General features: G+C 64.2%; 17 protein-coding genes and 1 rRNA gene. 9 read left to right on the plus strand and 9 right to left on the minus strand.

The window, feature by feature from the left end:
• Positions 1 to 52: 52 nt before the first annotated feature.
• The 3 genes from FGL95_RS31215 (at position 53) to FGL95_RS31225 (ending at position 3,077) form a co-directional block, all read left to right on the plus strand.
• On the plus strand, positions 53 to 1,339 hold the full coding sequence (locus FGL95_RS31215) for a serine hydrolase domain-containing protein (RefSeq protein ID WP_169594752.1): 1,287 nt from the start codon (positions 53 to 55) through the stop codon (positions 1,337 to 1,339).
• A 64-nt stretch (positions 1,340 to 1,403) separates the two neighbouring features.
• The gene (locus FGL95_RS31220; RefSeq protein WP_169594754.1) at positions 1,404 to 2,384 is read left to right on the plus strand and encodes a GlxA family transcriptional regulator; all 981 of its coding nucleotides are present in this window, start codon (positions 1,404 to 1,406) and stop codon (positions 2,382 to 2,384) included.
• An 18-nt stretch (positions 2,385 to 2,402) separates the two neighbouring features.
• Positions 2,403 to 3,077, plus strand: coding sequence for a DJ-1/PfpI family protein (locus tag FGL95_RS31225; RefSeq protein ID WP_169594755.1), 675 nt, complete (start codon positions 2,403 to 2,405; stop codon positions 3,075 to 3,077).
• Between the two features lie 7 nt (positions 3,078 to 3,084).
• Here the strand turns inward: FGL95_RS31225 and glgP are convergent, their stop codons facing one another.
• On the minus strand, positions 3,085 to 5,661 hold the full coding sequence (gene glgP, locus FGL95_RS31230; RefSeq protein ID WP_169594757.1) for an alpha-glucan family phosphorylase: 2,577 nt from the start codon (positions 5,659 to 5,661) through the stop codon (positions 3,085 to 3,087).
• Positions 5,662 to 5,718: 57 nt separating this feature from the next.
• Here glgP and FGL95_RS31235 point away from each other — a divergent pair, with 57 nt between their 5' ends.
• Both FGL95_RS31235 and glgB read left to right on the plus strand, forming a co-directional pair.
• The gene (locus FGL95_RS31235) at positions 5,719 to 7,722 is read left to right on the plus strand and encodes a maltotransferase domain-containing protein (RefSeq protein ID WP_169594759.1); all 2,004 of its coding nucleotides are present in this window, start codon (positions 5,719 to 5,721) and stop codon (positions 7,720 to 7,722) included.
• Positions 7,723 to 7,730: 8 nt separating this feature from the next.
• On the plus strand, positions 7,731 to 9,893 hold the full coding sequence (gene glgB, locus FGL95_RS31240; protein WP_420838104.1) for a 1,4-alpha-glucan branching protein GlgB: 2,163 nt from the start codon (positions 7,731 to 7,733) through the stop codon (positions 9,891 to 9,893).
• Here the strand turns inward: glgB and FGL95_RS31245 are convergent.
• The 3 genes from FGL95_RS31245 to FGL95_RS31255 form a co-directional block, all read right to left on the minus strand.
• Complete coding sequence (locus FGL95_RS31245) at positions 9,890 to 10,756, minus strand: tetratricopeptide repeat protein (RefSeq protein WP_169594791.1); 867 nt, start codon at positions 10,754 to 10,756, stop codon at positions 9,890 to 9,892. The two genes, glgB and FGL95_RS31245, sit on opposite strands and share 4 nt — an antisense overlap.
• 67 nt (positions 10,757 to 10,823) lie before the next feature.
• Positions 10,824 to 11,189 carry a DUF3817 domain-containing protein gene (locus FGL95_RS31250; RefSeq protein ID WP_169594763.1) on the minus strand — a complete coding sequence of 122 codons (366 nt, stop codon included), beginning with the start codon at positions 11,187 to 11,189 and terminating at the stop codon, positions 10,824 to 10,826.
• Positions 11,186 to 12,376: an acetyl-CoA C-acetyltransferase gene (locus FGL95_RS31255; RefSeq protein ID WP_169594764.1), complete on the minus strand. Its 1,191-nt coding sequence runs from the start codon at positions 12,374 to 12,376 to the stop codon at positions 11,186 to 11,188. The genes FGL95_RS31250 and FGL95_RS31255 overlap by 4 nt, the downstream gene beginning before the upstream one ends.
• Before the next feature lie 83 nt (positions 12,377 to 12,459).
• Here FGL95_RS31255 and mce point away from each other — a divergent pair, with 83 nt between their 5' ends.
• Positions 12,460 to 12,933 (plus strand): methylmalonyl-CoA epimerase, encoded by a 474-nt coding sequence (mce, locus tag FGL95_RS31260; RefSeq protein ID WP_169594766.1) that lies wholly within the window; start codon positions 12,460 to 12,462, stop codon positions 12,931 to 12,933.
• Between the two features lie 38 nt (positions 12,934 to 12,971).
• A complete protein-coding gene (locus FGL95_RS31265) occupies positions 12,972 to 13,919 on the plus strand; it encodes a coiled-coil domain-containing protein (protein ID WP_206072496.1) in 948 nt (315 codons plus the stop codon).
• Here FGL95_RS31265 and FGL95_RS31270 read toward each other — a convergent pair.
• From FGL95_RS31270 to FGL95_RS31280, 3 genes are read right to left on the minus strand one after another with little or no spacing between them, the layout of a single operon-like run.
• Positions 13,916 to 14,212: an ATP/GTP-binding protein gene (locus FGL95_RS31270; protein ID WP_338080105.1), complete on the minus strand. Its 297-nt coding sequence runs from the start codon at positions 14,210 to 14,212 to the stop codon at positions 13,916 to 13,918. The genes FGL95_RS31265 and FGL95_RS31270 overlap by 4 nt on opposite strands.
• 9 nt (positions 14,213 to 14,221) lie before the next feature.
• Complete coding sequence (locus FGL95_RS31275) at positions 14,222 to 15,142, minus strand: enoyl-CoA hydratase/isomerase family protein (RefSeq protein ID WP_169594770.1); 921 nt, start codon at positions 15,140 to 15,142, stop codon at positions 14,222 to 14,224.
• A complete protein-coding gene (locus FGL95_RS31280) occupies positions 15,135 to 15,968 on the minus strand; it encodes an alpha/beta fold hydrolase (protein WP_169594772.1) in 834 nt (277 codons plus the stop codon). Before FGL95_RS31280 ends, FGL95_RS31275 begins: the two co-directional genes overlap by 8 nt.
• Positions 15,969 to 16,044: 76 nt before the next feature.
• Between FGL95_RS31280 and FGL95_RS31285 the strand changes: the two genes are divergently transcribed.
• Entirely contained in the window at positions 16,045 to 16,656 is a 612-nt protein-coding gene (locus FGL95_RS31285; RefSeq protein WP_169594773.1) for a TetR family transcriptional regulator, read from the plus strand.
• On the opposite strand, the gene nucS is transcribed toward FGL95_RS31285, so the two are convergent.
• Positions 16,643 to 17,317, minus strand: a complete 675-nt coding sequence (gene nucS, locus FGL95_RS31290; RefSeq protein ID WP_169594775.1) for an endonuclease NucS — start codon at positions 17,315 to 17,317, stop codon at positions 16,643 to 16,645. The two genes, FGL95_RS31285 and nucS, sit on opposite strands and share 14 nt — an antisense overlap.
• Positions 17,318 to 17,361: 44 nt before the next feature.
• Here nucS and FGL95_RS31295 point away from each other — a divergent pair, with 44 nt between their 5' ends.
• Positions 17,362 to 18,918, plus strand: a complete 1,557-nt coding sequence (locus tag FGL95_RS31295; RefSeq protein WP_169594777.1) for an adenylate/guanylate cyclase domain-containing protein — start codon at positions 17,362 to 17,364, stop codon at positions 18,916 to 18,918.
• A gap of 58 nt (positions 18,919 to 18,976) precedes the next feature.
• Here FGL95_RS31295 and rrf read toward each other — a convergent pair.
• Positions 18,977 to 19,093: ribosomal RNA gene (gene rrf, locus FGL95_RS31300) — 5S ribosomal RNA — on the minus strand.
• Positions 19,094 to 19,096 lie beyond the last annotated feature (3 nt).

Raw genomic sequence — 19,096 nt, forward strand, 5'->3', positions numbered from 1 at the left:
TTGGGAGTCCATAGACTCCAAAAAGACTCACGACGGCGCATACGCTGCAGAGATGCAATTGCCGCGCATTCCTGGGCTTCCCGACCTGTTTCGGCGGAGCTGGGTACCCAAGGACATCGACTCGATCGTCACCGTTGGGCACGAGGACGATCCAGCCGCCGCTGGCATGACGCAAGAAGGTGTCGATCGAATCTGGCGCGCGGCCATCGCGGCATACCGGACCGGGCTGTATCCAGCGTTGCAGATTTGCGTACGGCGCGAAGGCGTCGTCGTTCTCGATCGCGCGATCGGCCACGCCAGCGGAAACGGTCCGGACGATTCGCGAGACACCGAGAAGGTTCTCGCCACACCCGACACGCCATTTCTGACCTACTCGGCCAGCAAGGGCATCACTGCGGCAGTCATTCACATGCTGATCGACCGAGGAGAGCTCGGTTTGCATGATCGGATCAGCACCTACATTCCCGAATACGGTTGTCTCGGCAAGGAATCCATCACCATCGGGCAAGTGCTCTCACACCGTGCAGCCGTGCAGCAGATCCCGGAAGGAATTTCGCCCGACCATTGGCACGACCGCGAGTTCATCGTCGACGCGCTGTGCCGGATCAAGCCAGCAGGAAAGCCTGGTACCTATCAGGCCTACCACGCGCTGACCGGCGGGTTGATCCTCGGCGAGGTCGTGCATCGGGTGACGGGCAACGATATTCGCACCGTGCTGGCGAAAGAGATTCTCGAGCCCCTCGACTTCCACTGGACCAATTACGGTGTGGCGCCGGAGTCGACCGATCAGGTCGCCCGCAATTACGTCACCGGCCTGCCCCTCCTACCACCGATCACGCACCTCGCGCAGCGGGCGCTTGGTGCGAGCTACCGCGATGTGACGGAACTCGGCAACGACCCCCGATTCCTGACCGCAATCGTTCCGTCCGGAAATCTCGTCTCGACCGCCAACGAACTGTCCCGGTTCTACGAGATCCTTCGGCGCGGTGGCGAAATGGACGGCGTTCGAATGATGTCGCCGGAGACCCTTCGCCAGGCGCTCGTCGAGCAGGGCAAGTTCCAGCCGGACTTCACTCTGGGCGTCAACTTCCGGTTCGGCTTCGGTTTCATGCAGGGCGGCAAGCGTGTGAGCTTGTTCGGGCCCGATACGGTCCGCGCATTCGGCCACCTCGGCTTCATCAACATCGCTGGCTGGGCCGACCCGCAGCGCGCCCTGTCCGCAGCGGTCATGACGAGCGGGAAGCCGTTCCTGCAGTACGACACGACCCGTTTCTTCGCACTGATCCTCGCTATTCGCAACGCAAGCCCGAAGGTCGACCCTGGCGACATCCTGTTCTGATCGTGGCTGAAATCGTCAGAAGCTTGGCATTGCAGCCAGTAGGACGGTGCTCGATGATCGGTACATGGCCGATTCGAGGACAGTCGTCACCGTCGTCTACGACGATCACCAATTGCTCGACTTCGCCGGGCCGGTCGAGGTCTTCGAAGCTGCGAACAGGCTGCTCGGGAGGCCCGCGTACCGACGCATCATCGTCTCCCCCGACGGCAAGCGGTCCCGGTCGTCGAGCGGCGTCGACATCGGCGTCGACGCGGCACTCGGCTCACTCGCGCGCGACACCGGCGCCATCGACACTCTCCTCGTAGTCGGCGGCTTCGGCGCATCGGACCTGGCCGACAATCTGCAGGTAGGGCGCCATATCCGGACCCTTGCCGCACGGTCGAACCGCATCACTTCGGTCTGCACCGGCGCACTCGTACTGGCAGGCGCGGGCCTTCTCGACGGCTACCGTGCAACCACACATTGGAGTGCCTGCAAGGCGATCGCGCGCCGCTATCCCTCAGTCGCGGTCGAAGCGGACCAGATCTACGTCCGCGACGGCAACCGCTGGACCTCGGCCGGTGTCACGGCTGGCATCGATCTCGCCCTCGCCCTGGTCGCCGAAGACCACGGCGCCGAACTGTCGCACACGATCGCTCGTTGGCTGGTCGTATTCGCTCAACGGCCGGGAGGGCAAGCGCAGTTCAGCGCGCAACTGCGTAGCCAAGCGGCGCGTACCCCAGCGGTCCGGGCAGTGCAGTTGTGGGCGCCTGACCATCTCGACGAGGATCTCGGGGTCAGCGCGCTCGCCAAACGTGCCGAGATGAGCGAACGAAACTTCGCCAGGGTCTTTCGAGCCGAGACCGGTGAGACCCCGGCCGCATACGTCGAGAATCTGCGCGTCGAAGCCGCGCGGCGGCTACTCGAAACCACGGACCTCACGGTCGCGGCGATCGCCCGCACGGTTGGTTTCAAGCACAGCGAAACGTTGCACCGCGCTGTCGCACGACGGCTCGCCACCACCCCCGACCGCTATCGCCAACACTTCGCGACCAAAGCGTCGTAACCCACGAAAGGCTCCACCATGCAATTTGCGTTCGGTCTCTACCCCGGCTTCACCTCGCTCGACGTCATCGGGCCCTACCAGGTGATCAGCAACATTCCTGGCGCCGAAGTCGTGTTCTGCGCTGCGCACAGGGGCCTACTACCCGACGAGCACGGCCTGCTCAACGTCGACATCGCACACACGTTCCGCGATGTTCCCGAACCTGCAGTAATCGTCATTCCTGGTGCCCCGCATACGCGTTCGCTCGCCCGTACCTCGGACCCGATCATCGACTGGATCCGAAACGTCCACACGACAACGACATTCACGACGTCGGTGTGCACAGGTGCATTGTTGCTGGGCGCAGCGGGAATTCTCGACGGCTTGGACGCGACAACCCACTGGGATTCCTACGACGACTTGAGTTCCTACGGCGCCGAGCCGACCGAAACGCGAGTTGTCCAGCAAGGAAAGGTGATTACCGCGGCCGGCGTGTCTTCCGGCATCGACATGGCCTTCACCTTGACCGCGAAGCTGTACGGCGACGAGGTCGCCAAGGCAATTCAGCTCGGGGTCGAATACGATCCGCAGCCGCCGTTCGACTCCGGCGCGCCGTCGAAGGCGACGCCGGAGATTCGCCAGCTTGTCGAGGCGGTCATGGCCGCCAACCGCGACGCCTCGCCGTACGGCAAGGCGTTGACCCCGATCCGATGAAGCACGTCTACAGGTGCGGCGTGGCGACCAACCCGAGTTCCGCATCGCTGGCGAGTAGTTCGTGGTGCGGCAGCACCCGGACCGTGTAGCCGACCGACCCGGAAAGCGGCACCGGCGTCTCCGTCGCGAAAACGTCGACGCCGGAATCATTTCCGACGTGGGCCATCGGGACGATCGTCGTCTCCGACAGGTCGTCCGACGTCGAGACTCGACCCAGAACCGCTTGCACGACGACGTCGCTGGGTGCCAATCCGCCGAGCTGGACGTGTGCGCGCAACGACAGCGGTGAGCCGATTTCCGGCGTGTCGGGCAGGCCAGCGCTGTCGACTTGCGCGACGCGGACATCCGGCCACGCGTTCTCGACGCGACGCCGGAAGTCCGCCACTGCACGAGCCCCGGCGAAGTTGTCGGCCGATGCTCTACGTGACGCGCGAGCGGCGGGCGCGTAGTACTCCACCGCATAGTCGCGAACCATCCTCGACGCCAGTACTTTTGGCCCGAGGGTTTGCAGCGTGTGCCGGACCATCTCGATCCACCGACCGGGTACGCCATCGGCATCGCGGTTGTAGAAGCGCGGCAGCACGTTCTTTTCGAGGAGGTCGTAAAGCGCGCTGGCTTCCAGATCGTCGCGGCGGTGCTCGTCGACTACTCCGTCGGCAGTTGGTATCGCCCAACCGTTTTCGCCGTCGAACATCTCGTCCCACCAACCGTCGCGGATGGACAGGTTCAGTCCGCCGTTGAGCGCCGACTTCATCCCTGACGTGCCGCATGCTTCGAGCGGTCGCAGCGGATTGTTCAGCCACACATCGCAGCCCCAGTACAGGAAGCGCGCCATCGACATGTCGTAGTCGGGCAGGAACGCGATGCGATGCCGCACGTCCGCCGCGTCGGCAAAGCGAACGACCTGCTGGATCAACGCTTTTCCGCCGTCGTCTGCGGGATGACTCTTGCCGGCGACGACGAGCTGCAATGGACGGACCGGGTCGAGCAACAACGCACGCAGCCGCTCGGGTTCCCGAAGCATCAGCGTCAATCGCTTGTAGGTCGGGACGCGACGCGCGAAGCCGACGGTCAAGACGTCGGGATCGAAAACGTCAGCGGTCCAACCGAGTTCGGCCTCGGACGCGCCCCGCTCGAGCCAGGACGCGTGAACCCGCCTGCGGACCTCGGCAGCCAATTTGGCGCGCAAGACATTTCGGGTCGACCACAGGCCTTTCGGATCGATGTCGTGCAATTGCTCCCAGCCGCGTGCTTCTTCGACCAGCTCCGGACCGACCAGCTTGCGAGCCTTCTCGAGCCATTCGCGTGCCGCCCAGGTCGGGGCGTGCACGCCGTTGGTAATCGACCCGATCGGCACTTCCGCCGCGTCGAACCCAGGCCACAGCGCGGCGAACATGTCGCGGCTGACCTCACCGTGCAACTTGGAGACACCGTTCGCGCGCTGGCCCAGCCGGAGACCCATGTGGGCCATGTTGAAGACCGACGGGTCGGCTTCACGCCCCAGCGATACGACTCGATCGACGGAAAGCCCTGGCAGCAGACTGGATTCGGAACCGCCGAAGTACTGCCGAACGAGGTCGGCCGGAAACCGGTCGATGCCTGCAGGCACCGGCGTGTGCGTCGTGAAGACCGTGCCAGCACGAACGGCTGCAAGCGCAGTGTCGAAATCGAGGCCGTTCGCGGACACGAGTTCGCGAATACGCTCGACGCCGAGGAAGCCTGCGTGGCCTTCGTTGGTATGGAACAAATCTGGATCGGGCAGGCCTTGGGCATGCGTGAACGCCCGGACCGCTCGCACTCCCCCGATGCCCGCCAGGATCTCCTGCTTGATGCGGTGGTCCTGGTCGCCGCCGTACAGCCGGTCGGTGACCCCTCGAAGCTCGGGATCGTTCTCGGCGATGTCGGAATCGAGCAGCAGCAACGGCACTCGCCCGACCTGCGCGATCCAGACTCGCGCTCGAAGCACCCGGCCACCCGGCATCGCGACATGGATCAGCACCGGCGATCCGCCGTCACCCTCGGTGAACAAGCGCAGCGGCAAGCCTTGCGGGTCGAGTGCCGGGTAGTGCTCGGCCTGCCACCCGTCAGCGGTCAGCGACTGCCGGAAGTAACCCGATCTGTACAGCAGTCCGACACCGATCAACGGCAGCCCGAGGTCCGACGCCGCCTTGAGGTGATCGCCGGCCAAGATGCCGAGGCCACCCGAGTAGTTCGGCAGCACTTCCGTGACGCCGAATTCCATGGAGAAGTAGGCGATGCCGGCGGGCAGTTCGGCGCCTGCTTCCACTTGACGCTGGAACCACTGTGGACGCGTCAAGTAGTCGTCGAGATCGGCAGCCGCGGCATCGAGCCGCGTCAGGAATCCCTCGTCGACTGCCAACTCGTCGAGGCGCCCGGCGGCAACCTCGCCGAGCATTCGCACCGGGTCGTGGCTCACCTCCGACCAACGCTGCGGGTCGATCTCCGCGAACAAATCCTGCGTCGGCGGGTGCCATGACCAGCGCAGGTTTGTCGATAGAGTCCCGAGCGCAGACAAGCGCTCCGGAAGATGAGCACGGACGGTGAACCGACGCAGGGCCTTCACCCCGCGAAGACTACCTGTGTCGTTACACATTCTCGTGGGCTCCACTACGGTTGCCTCGTGACAGGTCGCATTGCCATCGACGAGACCGCCCCTGCCATCCCCGGCGGGCACCCGGCGAAGGCCGTGGTCGGCGAGGTATTTCCCGTTCGAGCAGTCGTCTGGCGCGAGGGCCACGACGCCGTCGCAGCAACATTGTGTGTGCACGAGCCCGGTGCCGCGAAAACGTCGCGGACCCGGATGAGCGCCGACTACCAACCCGATGTCTTCAACGCCGTCTTCACACCGACGACCGAGGGCATCTGGACCTTCCGCATCGAAGCCTGGGGCGATCCGATCACCACCTGGCGCCATGGCATCGAGGCGAAGCTGGCGGTCGGCCAGAACGCCGCGGACCTCGCGAACGATCTCGAAATCGGCGCGCTGCTGTTCGAACGCGCCGCGCGGAAGGTACCTGCAGCCGAACGCAATCGGCTCACCGACGTCGCTGCATCGCTGCGCAGCGACGGTCAGTTGCCCGCCCGCGTGGCCCCCGCAGTCGACGCCGACGTGGCCGAACTCCTGCGGCTGTACCCGCTGCGTGAGCTGGTGACCCGCGGTGCGACGCACTCGGTCCGCGTCGAGCGCAAGCGCGCGCTGTACGGCGCCTGGTACGAGTTCTTCCCGCGGTCCACCGGTGGCGTAGACGCCGACGGCAACGCAGTGCATGGCACGTTCGAGACCGCGTCGCGGGATCTGCCACGCATCGCCGCGATGGGATTCGACGTTGTGTACCTGCCTCCGATTCATCCGATCGGCAAGGTCAATCGCAAGGGTCCGAACAATTCGCTGACCGCGGGTCCGGGTGACGTCGGCTCACCGTGGGCGATCGGCTCCGACGAGGGCGGGCACGACGCGGTCCACCCGCTGCTCGGCGACGAGGCATCCTTCACGCGGTTCGTGGCCGCCGCGCACAAGCTCAATCTCGAGGTCGCGCTCGACCTCGCTTTGCAGTGCGCACCTGATCACCCTTGGGCCACAGCGCATCCCGAGTGGTTCACGGTGCTGCCCGACGGCACCATCGCCTATGCGGAAAACCCGCCGAAGAAGTACCAGGACATCTACCCGGTGAACTTCGACCGCGATCCGCACGGCATCCGAGCCGAGGTGATGCGCATCGTTCGGCATTGGATCTCGTTGGGCGTCAAGATCTTCCGCGTCGACAATCCGCACACCAAGCCTCCGGACTTCTGGGACTGGCTGATTCGGCAAGTCCACGAATCAGATCCCGACGTCATCTTTCTGTCCGAAGCGTTCACCCGCCCCGCGCGGCTCTATGGGCTCGCCAGGCGTGGTTTCAGCCAGTCCTATACGTACTTCACCTGGCGAACTGCCAAGTGGGAGTTGACCGAATTCGGAAACGAAATCGCAGCGAAGGCCGACGAAGCTCGTCCGAATCTCTTCGTGAACACCCCGGACATCCTGCACGAGAGCCTCCAATACGGCGGGCCCGCGATGTTCGCGCTCCGGGCCGCGCTCGCTGCCACGATGGCGCCGACGTGGGGAATGTATTCGGGCTTCGAACTTTACGAGCACGAGGCGGTTCGGCCGGGCACCGAGGAGTACCTCGACTCGGAGAAATATCAGCTGCGTCCCCGGCCGTTCGCCGAGGCGCGCGCAAACGGGGACTCGCTGGAGCCGTGGATCACCCGACTCAACGAGATCCGGCAAGCGCATCCTGCGTTGCAGCAGCTGCGCATCATCCATTTCCATCACATCGACAACGACGCCCTCATCGCGTATTCGAAGATCGATCCGTCGACGGGCGATGCCGTACTGACGATCGTGAACCTCAACCCGCACGACGCCGAACAGGGCACCATCTGGCTCGACATGCCCGCGATCGGCCGCGACTGGCAGGACCGCTTCACCGTCGACGACGAGGTCAGCGGCGAGCAGTACCTCTGGGGCGAGGAGAATTTCGTCCGCCTCGAGCCGTGGCGAGCCGTTGCCCACATCTTGACGCTGCCCCAGGTCGCTGCCCCGATTCGACTCGAACGCGCGTATCGAAGGTCGTTCCATTGAGCGGTCGCGTGCGCGCTGCGGCGCCGAGCAAGTCCGACCTCGGATTGCTCGCGAAAGGTCTACATCGCAGCCCGCATTCGGTGCTGGGTGCACACCCCAAGGGCAAGAGCACCGTGATCCGCGCGTTGCGTCCGCATGCCAAGTCGGTCGCAGCGCGCATCGGCGGAGTCGACTATCCACTCGTGCACATCGACAACGGCCTTTTCAGCGCACGTGTTCCGATTGCAGACCTGATGGATTACCGGCTGGTCGCGACCTACCCAGACGATTCGACGGTCGTATCCGCCGACGGCTACCGCTTCCTGCCGACCATCGGCGACGTCGACTTGCACCTGTTCGGCGAAGGCCGCCACGAACGCCTGTGGGAAATACTCGGTGCCCACCCACGCACCTTCACCACAACGGACGGCGAGGTCAGCGGGACGGCGTTCTCGGTCTGGGCGCCCGAAGCGCGCGGCGTCACCGTGATCGGCGACTTCGATCTTTGGGGCGGCAACACAGCGCCTATGCGGTCGCTGGGCAACGGCGTCTGGGAACTGTTCCTCCCCGACGTCGGCGCCGGGTCACTGTACAAATTCCGGGTGCACGGGTGCGACGGCGTCGTCCGCGACAAGGCGGATCCGATGGCCTTCCGAACGGAAGTTCCGCCTGCAAACGCATCCGTGGTCGATTCGACCACCTACGAGTGGAACGACGCCCAGTGGCTCGCCGCACGCGCCGACCTGGACCCGACCGGTGCGCCGATGAGCATCTACGAGGTCCACCTCGGGTCGTGGCGACCGGGCCTGAACTACCTCGAACTTGCCGACGAGTTGTCGATGTATGTGGTCGACGCAGGCTTCACGCACGTCGAATTGCTACCCGTCGCCGAGCATCCCTACGGAGGGTCGTGGGGCTATCAGGTCACGTCGTATTACGCCCCGACCGCGCGGTTCGGCGATCCCGACGACTTCCGCGCCTTCGTCGATACGATGCACTCCGTAGGCATCGGCGTCATCGTCGACTGGGTTCCCGCGCACTTCCCGAAGGATGAGTGGGCACTCGCTCGTTTCGACGGCGCGCCACTGTACGAGCACGGCGACCCGACGCGCGGCGAGCAGTTGGACTGGGGCACATACGTCTTCGATTTCGGTCGCAGCGAGGTCCGCAACTTCCTCGTCGCCAACGCGCTTTACTGGTTGGAGGAATTCCATGTCGACGGTCTTCGGGTCGACGCGGTCGCGTCGATGCTCTACCTGGACTACTCGCGCCCGGAAGGTGGCTGGACGCCGAACATTCACGGCGGCAGAGAGAACTTGGAAGCAGTCGCTTTCCTGCAGGAGATGAACGCAACCGTGCACAAACTGCACGCGGGCGTCGTCACGATCGCCGAGGAATCGACCGCTTGGCCGGGCGTCACCCGGTCGACCCGAGTGGGCGGTCTCGGTTTCAACATGAAGTGGAACATGGGCTGGATGCACGACACACTCGGCTACCTCAGCCACGACCCGGTGCACCGGTCCTATCACCACCACGAGATCACGTTCTCGCTCATGTACGCGTGGAGCGAGAACTACCTGCTGCCGATCAGCCACGACGAGGTCGTGCACGGCAAGGGAACGCTGTGGTCACGGATGCCAGGCAACGACTCTGCGAAGGCCGCCGGGGTCCGGGCGCTGCTGGCCTACATGTGGTCACACCCCGGTAAGCAGCTGCTGTTCATGGGTCAGGAGTTCGGGCAGCGCACCGAATGGTCCGAGGAGCGTGGCCTCGATTGGACCCAGGTCGACCCCGGGTTGTGCCGCGCGGTCCGGGATCTGAACAAGGTGTACCGCGCGCAACCGGCGATGTGGACGCTCGACACCTCCCCCGGTGGCTATTCGTGGATCGACGCGAACGACACCGCGAACAACGTCCTGAGTTTCCTGCGCTACGGGTCCGACGGATCGGTCGTCGCCTGCCTCTACAACTTTTCCGGGATCGCGCACACCGACTATCGAGTCGGTCTGCCGGAGGCCGGCCTCTGGGTGGAGATCCTCAACACCGATGCTGCGGAGTACGGCGGTTCGGGAACGGGCAACTTCGGAGCGGTCGCTGCGGCGCCCGAACCGTGCCATGGCCGACCGGCATCGGCACGAGTCGTGTTGCCCTCGAGCAGCGCGATCTGGCTGCGCCGTGCGCCCGAGCTCTAGTACAGGGCCAGCGCGAGCTTGCGGCGCGCTGCTACGACGAACGGCTCTGCCGGGTCGAAGAGTTCGAACAGTTCCAGCAGGCGGGTGCGCACTCGCGTGCGGTCGTCACCAGCGGTCCGTTTGACCGCATCGATCAGGCGAGCAAACGCTGCTTCCGGCTGCTGATCGAACAACTCGGCGTCAGCCGCCTGAAGCTGCGCGTCGATGTCGGCGCGATCGGCGTCTGCCTTGTCGACGATGCCCTCCGGAAGAGATTCCGCGCGCCCGAGAAACGCGACGTGGCGCAGGGCCGTCTTCGCATTCGCGTTGCCGGGCTCGGCGTCGAGAATCGCCTTGTACGCGGCCTCCGCAGCTTCGAAGTCACCGGACTCCAACGCCGTCTCGGCGGCGACGAATCGGGGGTCTTCGGGTTCGGCGGCATCCTCGACCGTGCCGGGACCGGCCAGCTTGCCTTCGACCGCCCGCAGCACCGCGTCGATCCACTGCCTGATCTCGGTCTCGGTTTGCCCGCCCTGGAAGTCCGCGAGCGGCTGACCGGCCGCGACGGCAACGACCGCTGGAATGGACTGGATGCCGAAGGCCTGCGCGATCCGCATGTTCGAGTCGACGTCGACGCGCGCCAGCACCCAGGCGCCGTTGTCCGCCGCAGCCACTCTTTCGAAAACGTCGGCAAGCGCGAGGCTCACCTCGGACCGCGCCGACGTGAGCACGACGACGACCGGCACCTGCGTCGAGCGCTGCAGAACTTCGGCCTCGAAGTTGGCTTCGGTGACATCCACCGATGCGGCGACACGCGCACCTTCGGGAGTCTTCTTGGCTTGAGCGCGCTCTTTCAGAACGGAAAGGTCGACCGCGCCAGACATAGCTGCGGCCATTGCCGGCCGTCTGGCGGCGGGGCGAGAACCAGGTCGAGTCACGGTTTCCAGTGTGTCATGACTCGCTCAGGACGGGTTCTGGCACCGGTGCCGTCTGCGAGAGTTCCGCCAGCCGTCCGGACCTGGCGGCCCACTGCTCGAACACGACGGTGCCGAATGGCGGGAAGCTCGACGCGAGTGCCAAGACTGTCGTCAGCGGTGTCCACGACAGAGCTCGTGCAGTGACGATCGCGATGATCACGAAAGCGATGAACACGACGCCGTGAATCGGGCCGAAGATCTTGACGCCGATCTCGTTGCCGTTCTCGGGCACGTACTTGAAGAACATGCCGATCAGCAGGCCTGCCCACGTGAACGCCTCGAGGATGGCGACGAACCTGAATCGCTTGGCGACCGTGCTCAAGTCGAACGCGTCGCTCATTTGGCAACCCGAATGATCAGCGCGTCACCCTGACCGCCGCCACCGCAGAGCGCAGCAGCACCGATGCCGCCGCCGCGTCGCTTCAGCTCGAGCGCAAGGTGCAGCGCAATGCGCGCTCCCGACATACCGAGGGGGTGTCCGATCGCGATTGCGCCACCGTTGACGTTCACCTTCTCCGGATCGATCCCGAGCTCGCGGGTCGACGAGATGCCGACCGCGGCGAACGCTTCGTTGATCTCGATCAGATCCAGATCGGCGGGCGTGATGCCTTCCCGCTCACAGGCCTTCGCGATGGCGCGTGCCGGCTGGCTCTGCAGCGTCGAATCCGGACCGGCGACCTGACCGTGCGCACCGATCTCCGCGATCCAGGAAAGTCCGAGCTCCTCGGCCTTTTCCTTGCTCATGACCACTACCGCCGCGGCACCGTCGGAGATCTGCGACGCCGACCCTGCCGTGACAGTGCCGTCCTTGCTGAACGCCGGCCGCAACTTGCCGAGCGTCTCGACGGTGGTATCCGCGCGAATGCCTTCGTCTGTGGCGAAGATCACCGGGTCGCCTTTGCGCTGCGGGATCGACACCGGAACGACCTCGTCGTCGAAGACACCGTTCTTCCATGCGAGCGCCGCCCGCTGGTGCGACGCCGCGGCGAACTCGTCCTGGTCGGCCCGGCTGATCGGGCTGGCCTCGCTCTGATTCTTCGTTTCGGTCAGCTTGCCCATCGCCTGGTCGGTGAAGATGTCGTAGAGGCCGTCGTAGGCCATATGGTCGCGCAGCGTCACGTCGCCGTACTTGAAGCCTTCACGGCTCTTTTCCAGCATGTGCGGCGCGCGGCTCATCGATTCCTGACCGCCCGCGACGACGATGTCGAACTCCCCCGCCCGAATGAGCTGGTCAGCAAGGCCGATCGCGTTGACGCCCGAGAGACACACCTTGTTGACGGTCACTGCGGGAACATCCATCGGAATGCCGGCGGCGACAGCAGCCTGCCGCGCCGGGATCTGGCCCGCGCCGGCGGTGAGCACCTGGCCCATGATCACGTATTGCACCTGATCGGCGGCCACACCGGCCTTGTCCAGAGCGCCCTTGATGGCGATGCCGCCCAGATCCGAACCGCTGAAGTCCTTCAGGCTGCCGAGCAGCCGTCCGACTGGAGTTCGCGCGCCCGCAACGATGACAGAACTGGTCAATGTAGCCTCCGAATAAGATGAGCCGGGCATGATTCGGATCATCCCGACGAGAACTACTTCTACGTTAGCGCTACCGTTTTGCTATGACACAACTCCCGTCAGCCGTGATCGCCGACCTCGTCACCGCAATCGACCACGTCGGAATCGCGGTACCAGACCTCGACGAAGCAGTCGCCTGGTACGTGGGGCACCTGGGCATGGTCGAGACCCACCGCGAAGTGAACGAAAGTCAGGGCGTCCACGAGGCGATGCTCACCGTCCAGGGCGACACCTCTGGCACAACCTCGATCCAACTTCTCGCTCCGGTCAGCGCCGATTCGACGATTGCGAAGTTCATCGACCGCAACGGTCCGGGCATGCAACAGCTCGCATATCGAGTCACTGATATCGATGCAATCTCGGCCGAGCTGCGCAGTCGCGGCGTGCGCCTGCTCTACGACGAGGCGCGGCACGGCACTTCGGATTCACGCATCAACTTCATCCATCCGAAGGATGCCGGCGGCGTGTTGGTCGAGCTGGTGGAGCCCAGCAAGCAAGCCAGCGCGGGCGCGCACTAACAATCAGAATCTCCCCGATTTTGAGGTAGGTTTATCAGATGGCCAACGAGCACGACAGGCATCCCGCTACGCTTCCATTTACCCTCGTGCGCAGGGGTTTTGACCGCGACGAGGTCCGCAACTACTTCGAGAGATTCGACGCCGAGCTTCGGGTGACGGCAACCGATCGCGATGCCGCCGCCGCACAGGCGCGCAACCTCGCGAGCCAACTCGAGCATGCCCGCGACGAGATCGAAGATCTCCGGCGCGACATCGATCGTCTGTCGGTTCCGCCGACGACGGCCGAGGGAATGAGCGACCGGATCTCACGCATGTTGCGGCTGGCATCGGACGAAGCGTCCGAGCTGCGGGCTGTCGCCGAGTCCGACGCCGCGGAAGTGCGATCGATCGCCCAACAGGACGCTGCTGCGCTTCAGGCCAAGCACGAATCGATGCTCGCCGAGCTCGAAGAACGGCGCACGGCACTCGAGATCGAGTTCGAACAGACCATGGCGAGTGCGCGCACCGAGGCGGCCAAGATCATCGAATCTGCGCAAGCCGAGGCGAGTCGGCTCGGTGCCGAGGCGGAGGCGAAGCGCAAGTCCGTCCAAGAAGATTTCGAGATCACGATGCGCGAGCGTAGGACGAAAGTCACACGCGCGGTCGAGCAACTCGAGGCGTCCAGCAAGGCCGAAGCGGCGCAGCGCCTCAAGGACGCGACGGAGGAGTCGCAGCGAAGGCTGCAATCGGCGACCCAGCAGGCCGAACGCAAGATCGCCCATGCCAAGGAACTTGCCGAGGAACTCCGCGTTCTGCGCGGTCGGGTGCTCGCTCAGTTGCTGGGAGTTCGTGGCCAGCTCGACTCGATTCCCGCGATGCTCGCGTCCGTGAACCGCGAGAGCGAACTGCTCGACAGCACGCCTACAGCGGCAACCACCCCGGTGGACCCGCCGGCCGACGACACCACGGTGGCATTGGAGAAGGAAAGCGCGCCCGTCGGTAGTTAGGACCAGCGTCGCGTGAGTCCACGGGTCTGCCTGCCGGCCCAGCACCCGGTGTGCCAGTGCCTACGGTCCTCGGCGCCGCCGATCGAATCGGCAGGCCAGGCAACCACATGCGCGACGCCAGGACGAATCTCGTGGTCGCACGATGGGCACCGGTAGGTCTTGGTAGCGCGAGCGCCAGGAATCTGGCGGACGATGAAATCTTCGCCACCCTGCGGTCCGGACTCGACGCGGCCTGTGGCACTACGCAACAACACCGGCTGAGTCCGGTTTCGTTTGGGTTGGCGCCTCGGCACCTTCCCAGTCTAGAGAAGCGCCCCGAAACTGCCGGTTATCGCGTCGTCTGTCAGTTCGTCGTGCACTCCGAGAAGTCCGACGTAGGCGTCCATACTGTGCTCGGCATCGGCGGTCGAGAACGTCGCAATCGCGCTGGCCATCTCCATCCGAAGGGCTGCCCCGAACGGCCGGGCGCCCGCGTCGTACACCATTCGCTTGATCTCACGGGTGATCACCGGCGACCGCCGAGCCATCCGCTCCGCCACCGCGTTGGCGCAGGAGTCCAACTCCTGTGGTGCGACGACGTGATGCACCAACCCCAGCTCCAACGCTTGATCAGCCGAGATCGAACGCCCCTCGAGCAGCAGCTCCAACGCGCGGCCGCCGCCGACCATACGGACCAATCGCTGCGTGCCGCCCGCTCCTGCCAGGACCGCAAGGCCAGACTCCGGCAGACCGATCTGGGTGTCGTCGGCCATCAGCCGAATGTCACACCCCAACGCGAAGACGCACCCCATACCGAGCCCGAGGCCGTTGATCGCCGTGATTACGACCTTGTCCATCCGATTCAACCGCTGCATCGACGCATAGATACGCGCCATCAGCAGCACATCGCCCATCGGTGTGCGACGCAGTATTCGATCGACCGCTCGACTGCGGCCCGCAATGCGTCCGCTTGCGGCGACTAACCGAGCCAACGGATACGGAACAGCGAACGGAGCTCGACGCGCTCCGTCCAGTAGGTCATGGACATTGAAGTGGGTGAGATAGGTCGAACCCTGACCGGTGAATATCACCGCTCCTACCGACCGATCGCGCTCCAGCCGTCGAGTGAGATCGTCGAGCTCGATGCTCATCTGCACGTCGAAGAAATGCCGTGGCGGATTGTTGAACAGGACCGTGACAACGCGACCCCGTCGACTCACGGTCAAGCGCGGGACATCAGGCATTCTGATGCGCCCGAACAAAGGTTGCGATTTCACGGGCTGTGAATTCCGGCTGGTCGAGGGAGACGAACGTGTGACTGTCGGGAACCTCGACGATCCGGGCGTCGGGCAAGATCTCAGCCCACCGTTCCGCATGGGCAAACGGGAAGAATGGCGCATTTCTCGCCCACAGCAGCAGGACCGGCTTGTCGAACGACCGCAGGCGCTCCGCAGCAGCAACTGTGTCCCGATAGTCGATCGCGCGAAGGAATCGAGTCAGGTCCGAGCGAATCCCCTTGTCGGTGAGGAACGGACGGACCCAACCTTCCAGCACGTCGTCGTCGATGTCGTGCTTCGCCACCGAGCGATACGCCGTCGGACGTATCGCGCGAATCCGTGCAGGCTGCACGGCGAGCCAGGTCAATCCCGGTACCCGCGCGATGTATTGCAACCCACGGATGGACTTCGGTAGGAAGTTGTCGAAGGAGTCGCACGGCGTCAGCACCACACGACCGACCCGGTCGCATCCGTCGGCTAGTAGTAGCTGGGCGACGGCTCCCCCGGTGTCGTTCGCAACCAAAGTGACGTCGCGCAGGTCCAGCGCTTCGAGAAACTCGCGGATCAGGCGAGCAACACCCAGCGGGCTGACGTCCGCGTCAGCCGACATCGGAATTGAGTGCGAACCGAGCGGCCAGTTCGGGGCGATGCAGCGGAAGCCGCTACCGAGTTCATCGATCACCTTCTGCCACAGCGTTCCGTTCACCACCAAGCCGTGGACGAACACGATCGGCGGACCGTCCCCCGTGTCGCGGAACCGAATCCGACCTGCTGAAAGCTCGATTTCCTTCATCGCTTCTCCCCTTTCGACCATTTCACATACTCTGAGTCTGCCAACGTCGTCTGGTATCCGAGTATGCTCGTGGGCTGTGAGCGACGTCAAGCCTGGCCGTCGGGAAATGTATGCCGCACTGACGCGCGCAGCCGTCCTCGACGCCGCGAAGTCGCTGTTCGTCGAGAAGGGCTTCGATGCGACCTCGGTCGAAGACATCGGCCGGTTGGCCCAGGCCAGCAAAGGAGCGGTCTACCACCACTTCAGCGACAAGCAGGAAATCTTTGCCGAGCTATTTCGTGCTGCCGAAACCGCGATCATGCAAGACGTCGTCGCGGCGATGGCGACGGACGGCGAACCTTGGGATCAATTCGTCGCGGCAACACGAGCTTTCCTGCACGGTTTCGCCCACGACGACGACGCACGGTCGTTGCTTCGGCAGGTCATCGGCGTGCTCGGCTGGGATCGCGTGCGCGCGATCGACGAAGAAGTTGCGCTACCGCTTGTCCGAGCGTTGCTCGAGCAGTTCGTGAAGACCGGCGAGATCCGGCCTCTCCCGGTGGATGCGACGTCGGAAATGCTGTTCAGCCTGTTCTGCGACGCGAGTTTGTTCATCGCGGCTGCCGACGATGCCGCGACCGCCTCCGACGAGGTCGAGACGGTCATCTTCGCGATGCTGGAAGGTCTACGCAGCCCTAGAACAACCTGAACTCGGAGCTGTCGGTCCCACGAAGCTTGTCGTAATCGAGCGTGAGGCAACGGATTCCACGGTCGACAGCAAGTGTGCGAGCCTGTGGCTTGATCTGCTGCGCAGCGAAGACTCCGGTTACCGGCGCCAGCAGCGGATCCCGATTGAGCAGCTCGAGATAACGCGTCAACTGCTCGACACCGTCGATATCGCCTCGACGCTTGATCTCGACCGCCACGCTGACGCCCTCCGCACTTCTGCAGAGGAGATCGACCGGACCGATCGCGGTAGGAAATTCGCGGCGCACAAGCGTAAAGCCGTCGCCGAGGGTGTGGACGTGCTCGGCGAGCAGTTCCTGCAAATGCGCTTCGACGCCATCTTTGACCAGTCCTGGATCGACACCCAGTTCGTGCGACGAGTCGTGCTCGATGTCGTCGATCGTGATGCGAAGTTCCTCGCCGGCCTTGTTCGCCACAATCCACAGCACGCGTCCGTCATCGGCGGTCGCCTCGGTGATCCAGCACGGCGGGCTCATCCAGTTCAATGGCTTGTACGATCCGCCGTCCGAATGGACGAGCACCGATCCGTCCGCCTTGATCAGAAGTAGACGGCGCGCAGGAGCGAGATGGGCAGTCAATCTGCCCACGTAGTCGACCTGGCATTGGGCAATCACTAGACGCACAACGCCCACCCTAACGAAGCCCCTCCAGCTACTCTCGAACCACCATGCGCGTTCGCTTGCCGTTCTACGACTCCGAAGCTCCGCTCGGGTCCGCGATCCTGGGCTCCCCCAGCGATTCGCCACGTCGACAGCGAATACGCATTCAGGCACTCCTCACCGTATTGCTTGCGACAGTCAATGCAATCGGCGTCGCGGTCGTCGTTCTGCTCATCACTTTCGTCATTCCGGGACCGAGCGTGCTCACCGCGGAGATGGCTTTCGTCAACTTCGTCGTCCTCCCGATCTATGTCGTGTTCGCATTCGTCCTCGGCGCAACGTGGCTGACCAACGTCTCGATCCGCACATTGCGCTGGCGGACCGAGGGGCGAGAGCCGAATCAAGTCGAACGAGCAGCCGCACTCAAGGTTCCGTGGCGCCTCACCATGGGGCAGGCGATCTTCTGGTTCGGTGCGACGGTCTTCTATACGACGGCAGCCGGCGTGGTCGACAAGCACTTGATGCCGAAGTCCGCGTTCACGATCGGCTTGGGTGGAATCGCGGTGTGCGCGATCACCCACATGTTCAGCGAGTTCGCTTTGCGGCCGATTACGGCGGAGGCCCTCGACTTCGACGACCGTCGGCGCTCGCGGAAGATGAATCTCGCCGGACGGTCGTTCATGGCGTGGTTGGTCGGGTCGGGTCTGCCGATCACATGGCTGATCTTGCTCGCCTTTTTTGCATTCGTTCAGCCCGGCACCACCGCGAACCAACTTGCTGTTGCCGTGCTGGCACTCAGCGCCATCGCGCTTGTCACCGGAGTGGTACTGAACGGTCTCGATGCACGCGCGACCATCGATCCGATCCGCTCTGTCACAAGAGCAATGGCTCAGGTGGAGCGCGGTGATCTCGACAGTCGCGTAATCGTCTACGACGGAACCGAATTGGGCGAGCTGCAGCATGGCTTCAACCGCATGGCTGACGGGCTGCGTGAGCGCGACAAGATTCGGGACCTCTTCGGCCGACATGTCGGCCAGGAGGTCGCAGAAGCAGCGTTGCGCCGCAACCCGGAACTCGGCGGCGAAGAGCGAACCGTCGCGGTGTTCTTCATCGACTTGATCGGCTCCACTGGAATCGCTGCGTCCCGACCGCCGCACGAAGTCGTCGAACTGCTCAATCGCTTCTTCGACGTCGTCGTGGCCGAGGTGGACAGCCACGACGGCTTCGTCAACAAGTTCGAAGGCGATGCGGCACTGGCGATCTTCGGCGCTCCGACGAATTCCGACGATCCTGCCGGACAAGCACTCGGCGCCGGGCGCGCGATCCGTCGACGGCTCGCAACGGAAGTACCCGACTGCGAGGCCGCGATCGGAGTCGCCTTCGGCGTTGCCGTTGCCGGAAACATCGGCGCACGAGATCGATTCGAGTACACCGTGATCGGCGATCCGATCAATGAGGCAGCTCGCCTGTGTGAACTCGCCAAGACCGTCCCCAGCCGGCTCGCCGCGTCGGAACGAGCTGTCGCTGCTGCTGATTCGGAGGAAGCGGCGCATTGGGAGTTGGGCGATGAGGTCACATTGCGTGGACGCGCAGAGTCGACCCGGGTTGCAAGCCCGAAAGACTGATTGACGAGAAATGACGAAGGCCCCCAACAATGTTGGGGGCCTTCGTTATTCAAAATATGTTCGGCGGTGTCCTACTCTCCCACACCCTGGCGGGTGCAGTACCATCGGCGCTGGTGGGCTTAGCTTCCGGGTTCGGAATGGGACCGGGCGTTTCCCCACCGCTATGGCCGCCGTAACT

Origin of the sequence: Antrihabitans stalactiti, from assembly GCF_012932915.1 — a bacterium.
Lineage (GTDB): Bacteria > Actinomycetota > Actinomycetes > Mycobacteriales > Mycobacteriaceae > Antrihabitans > Antrihabitans stalactiti.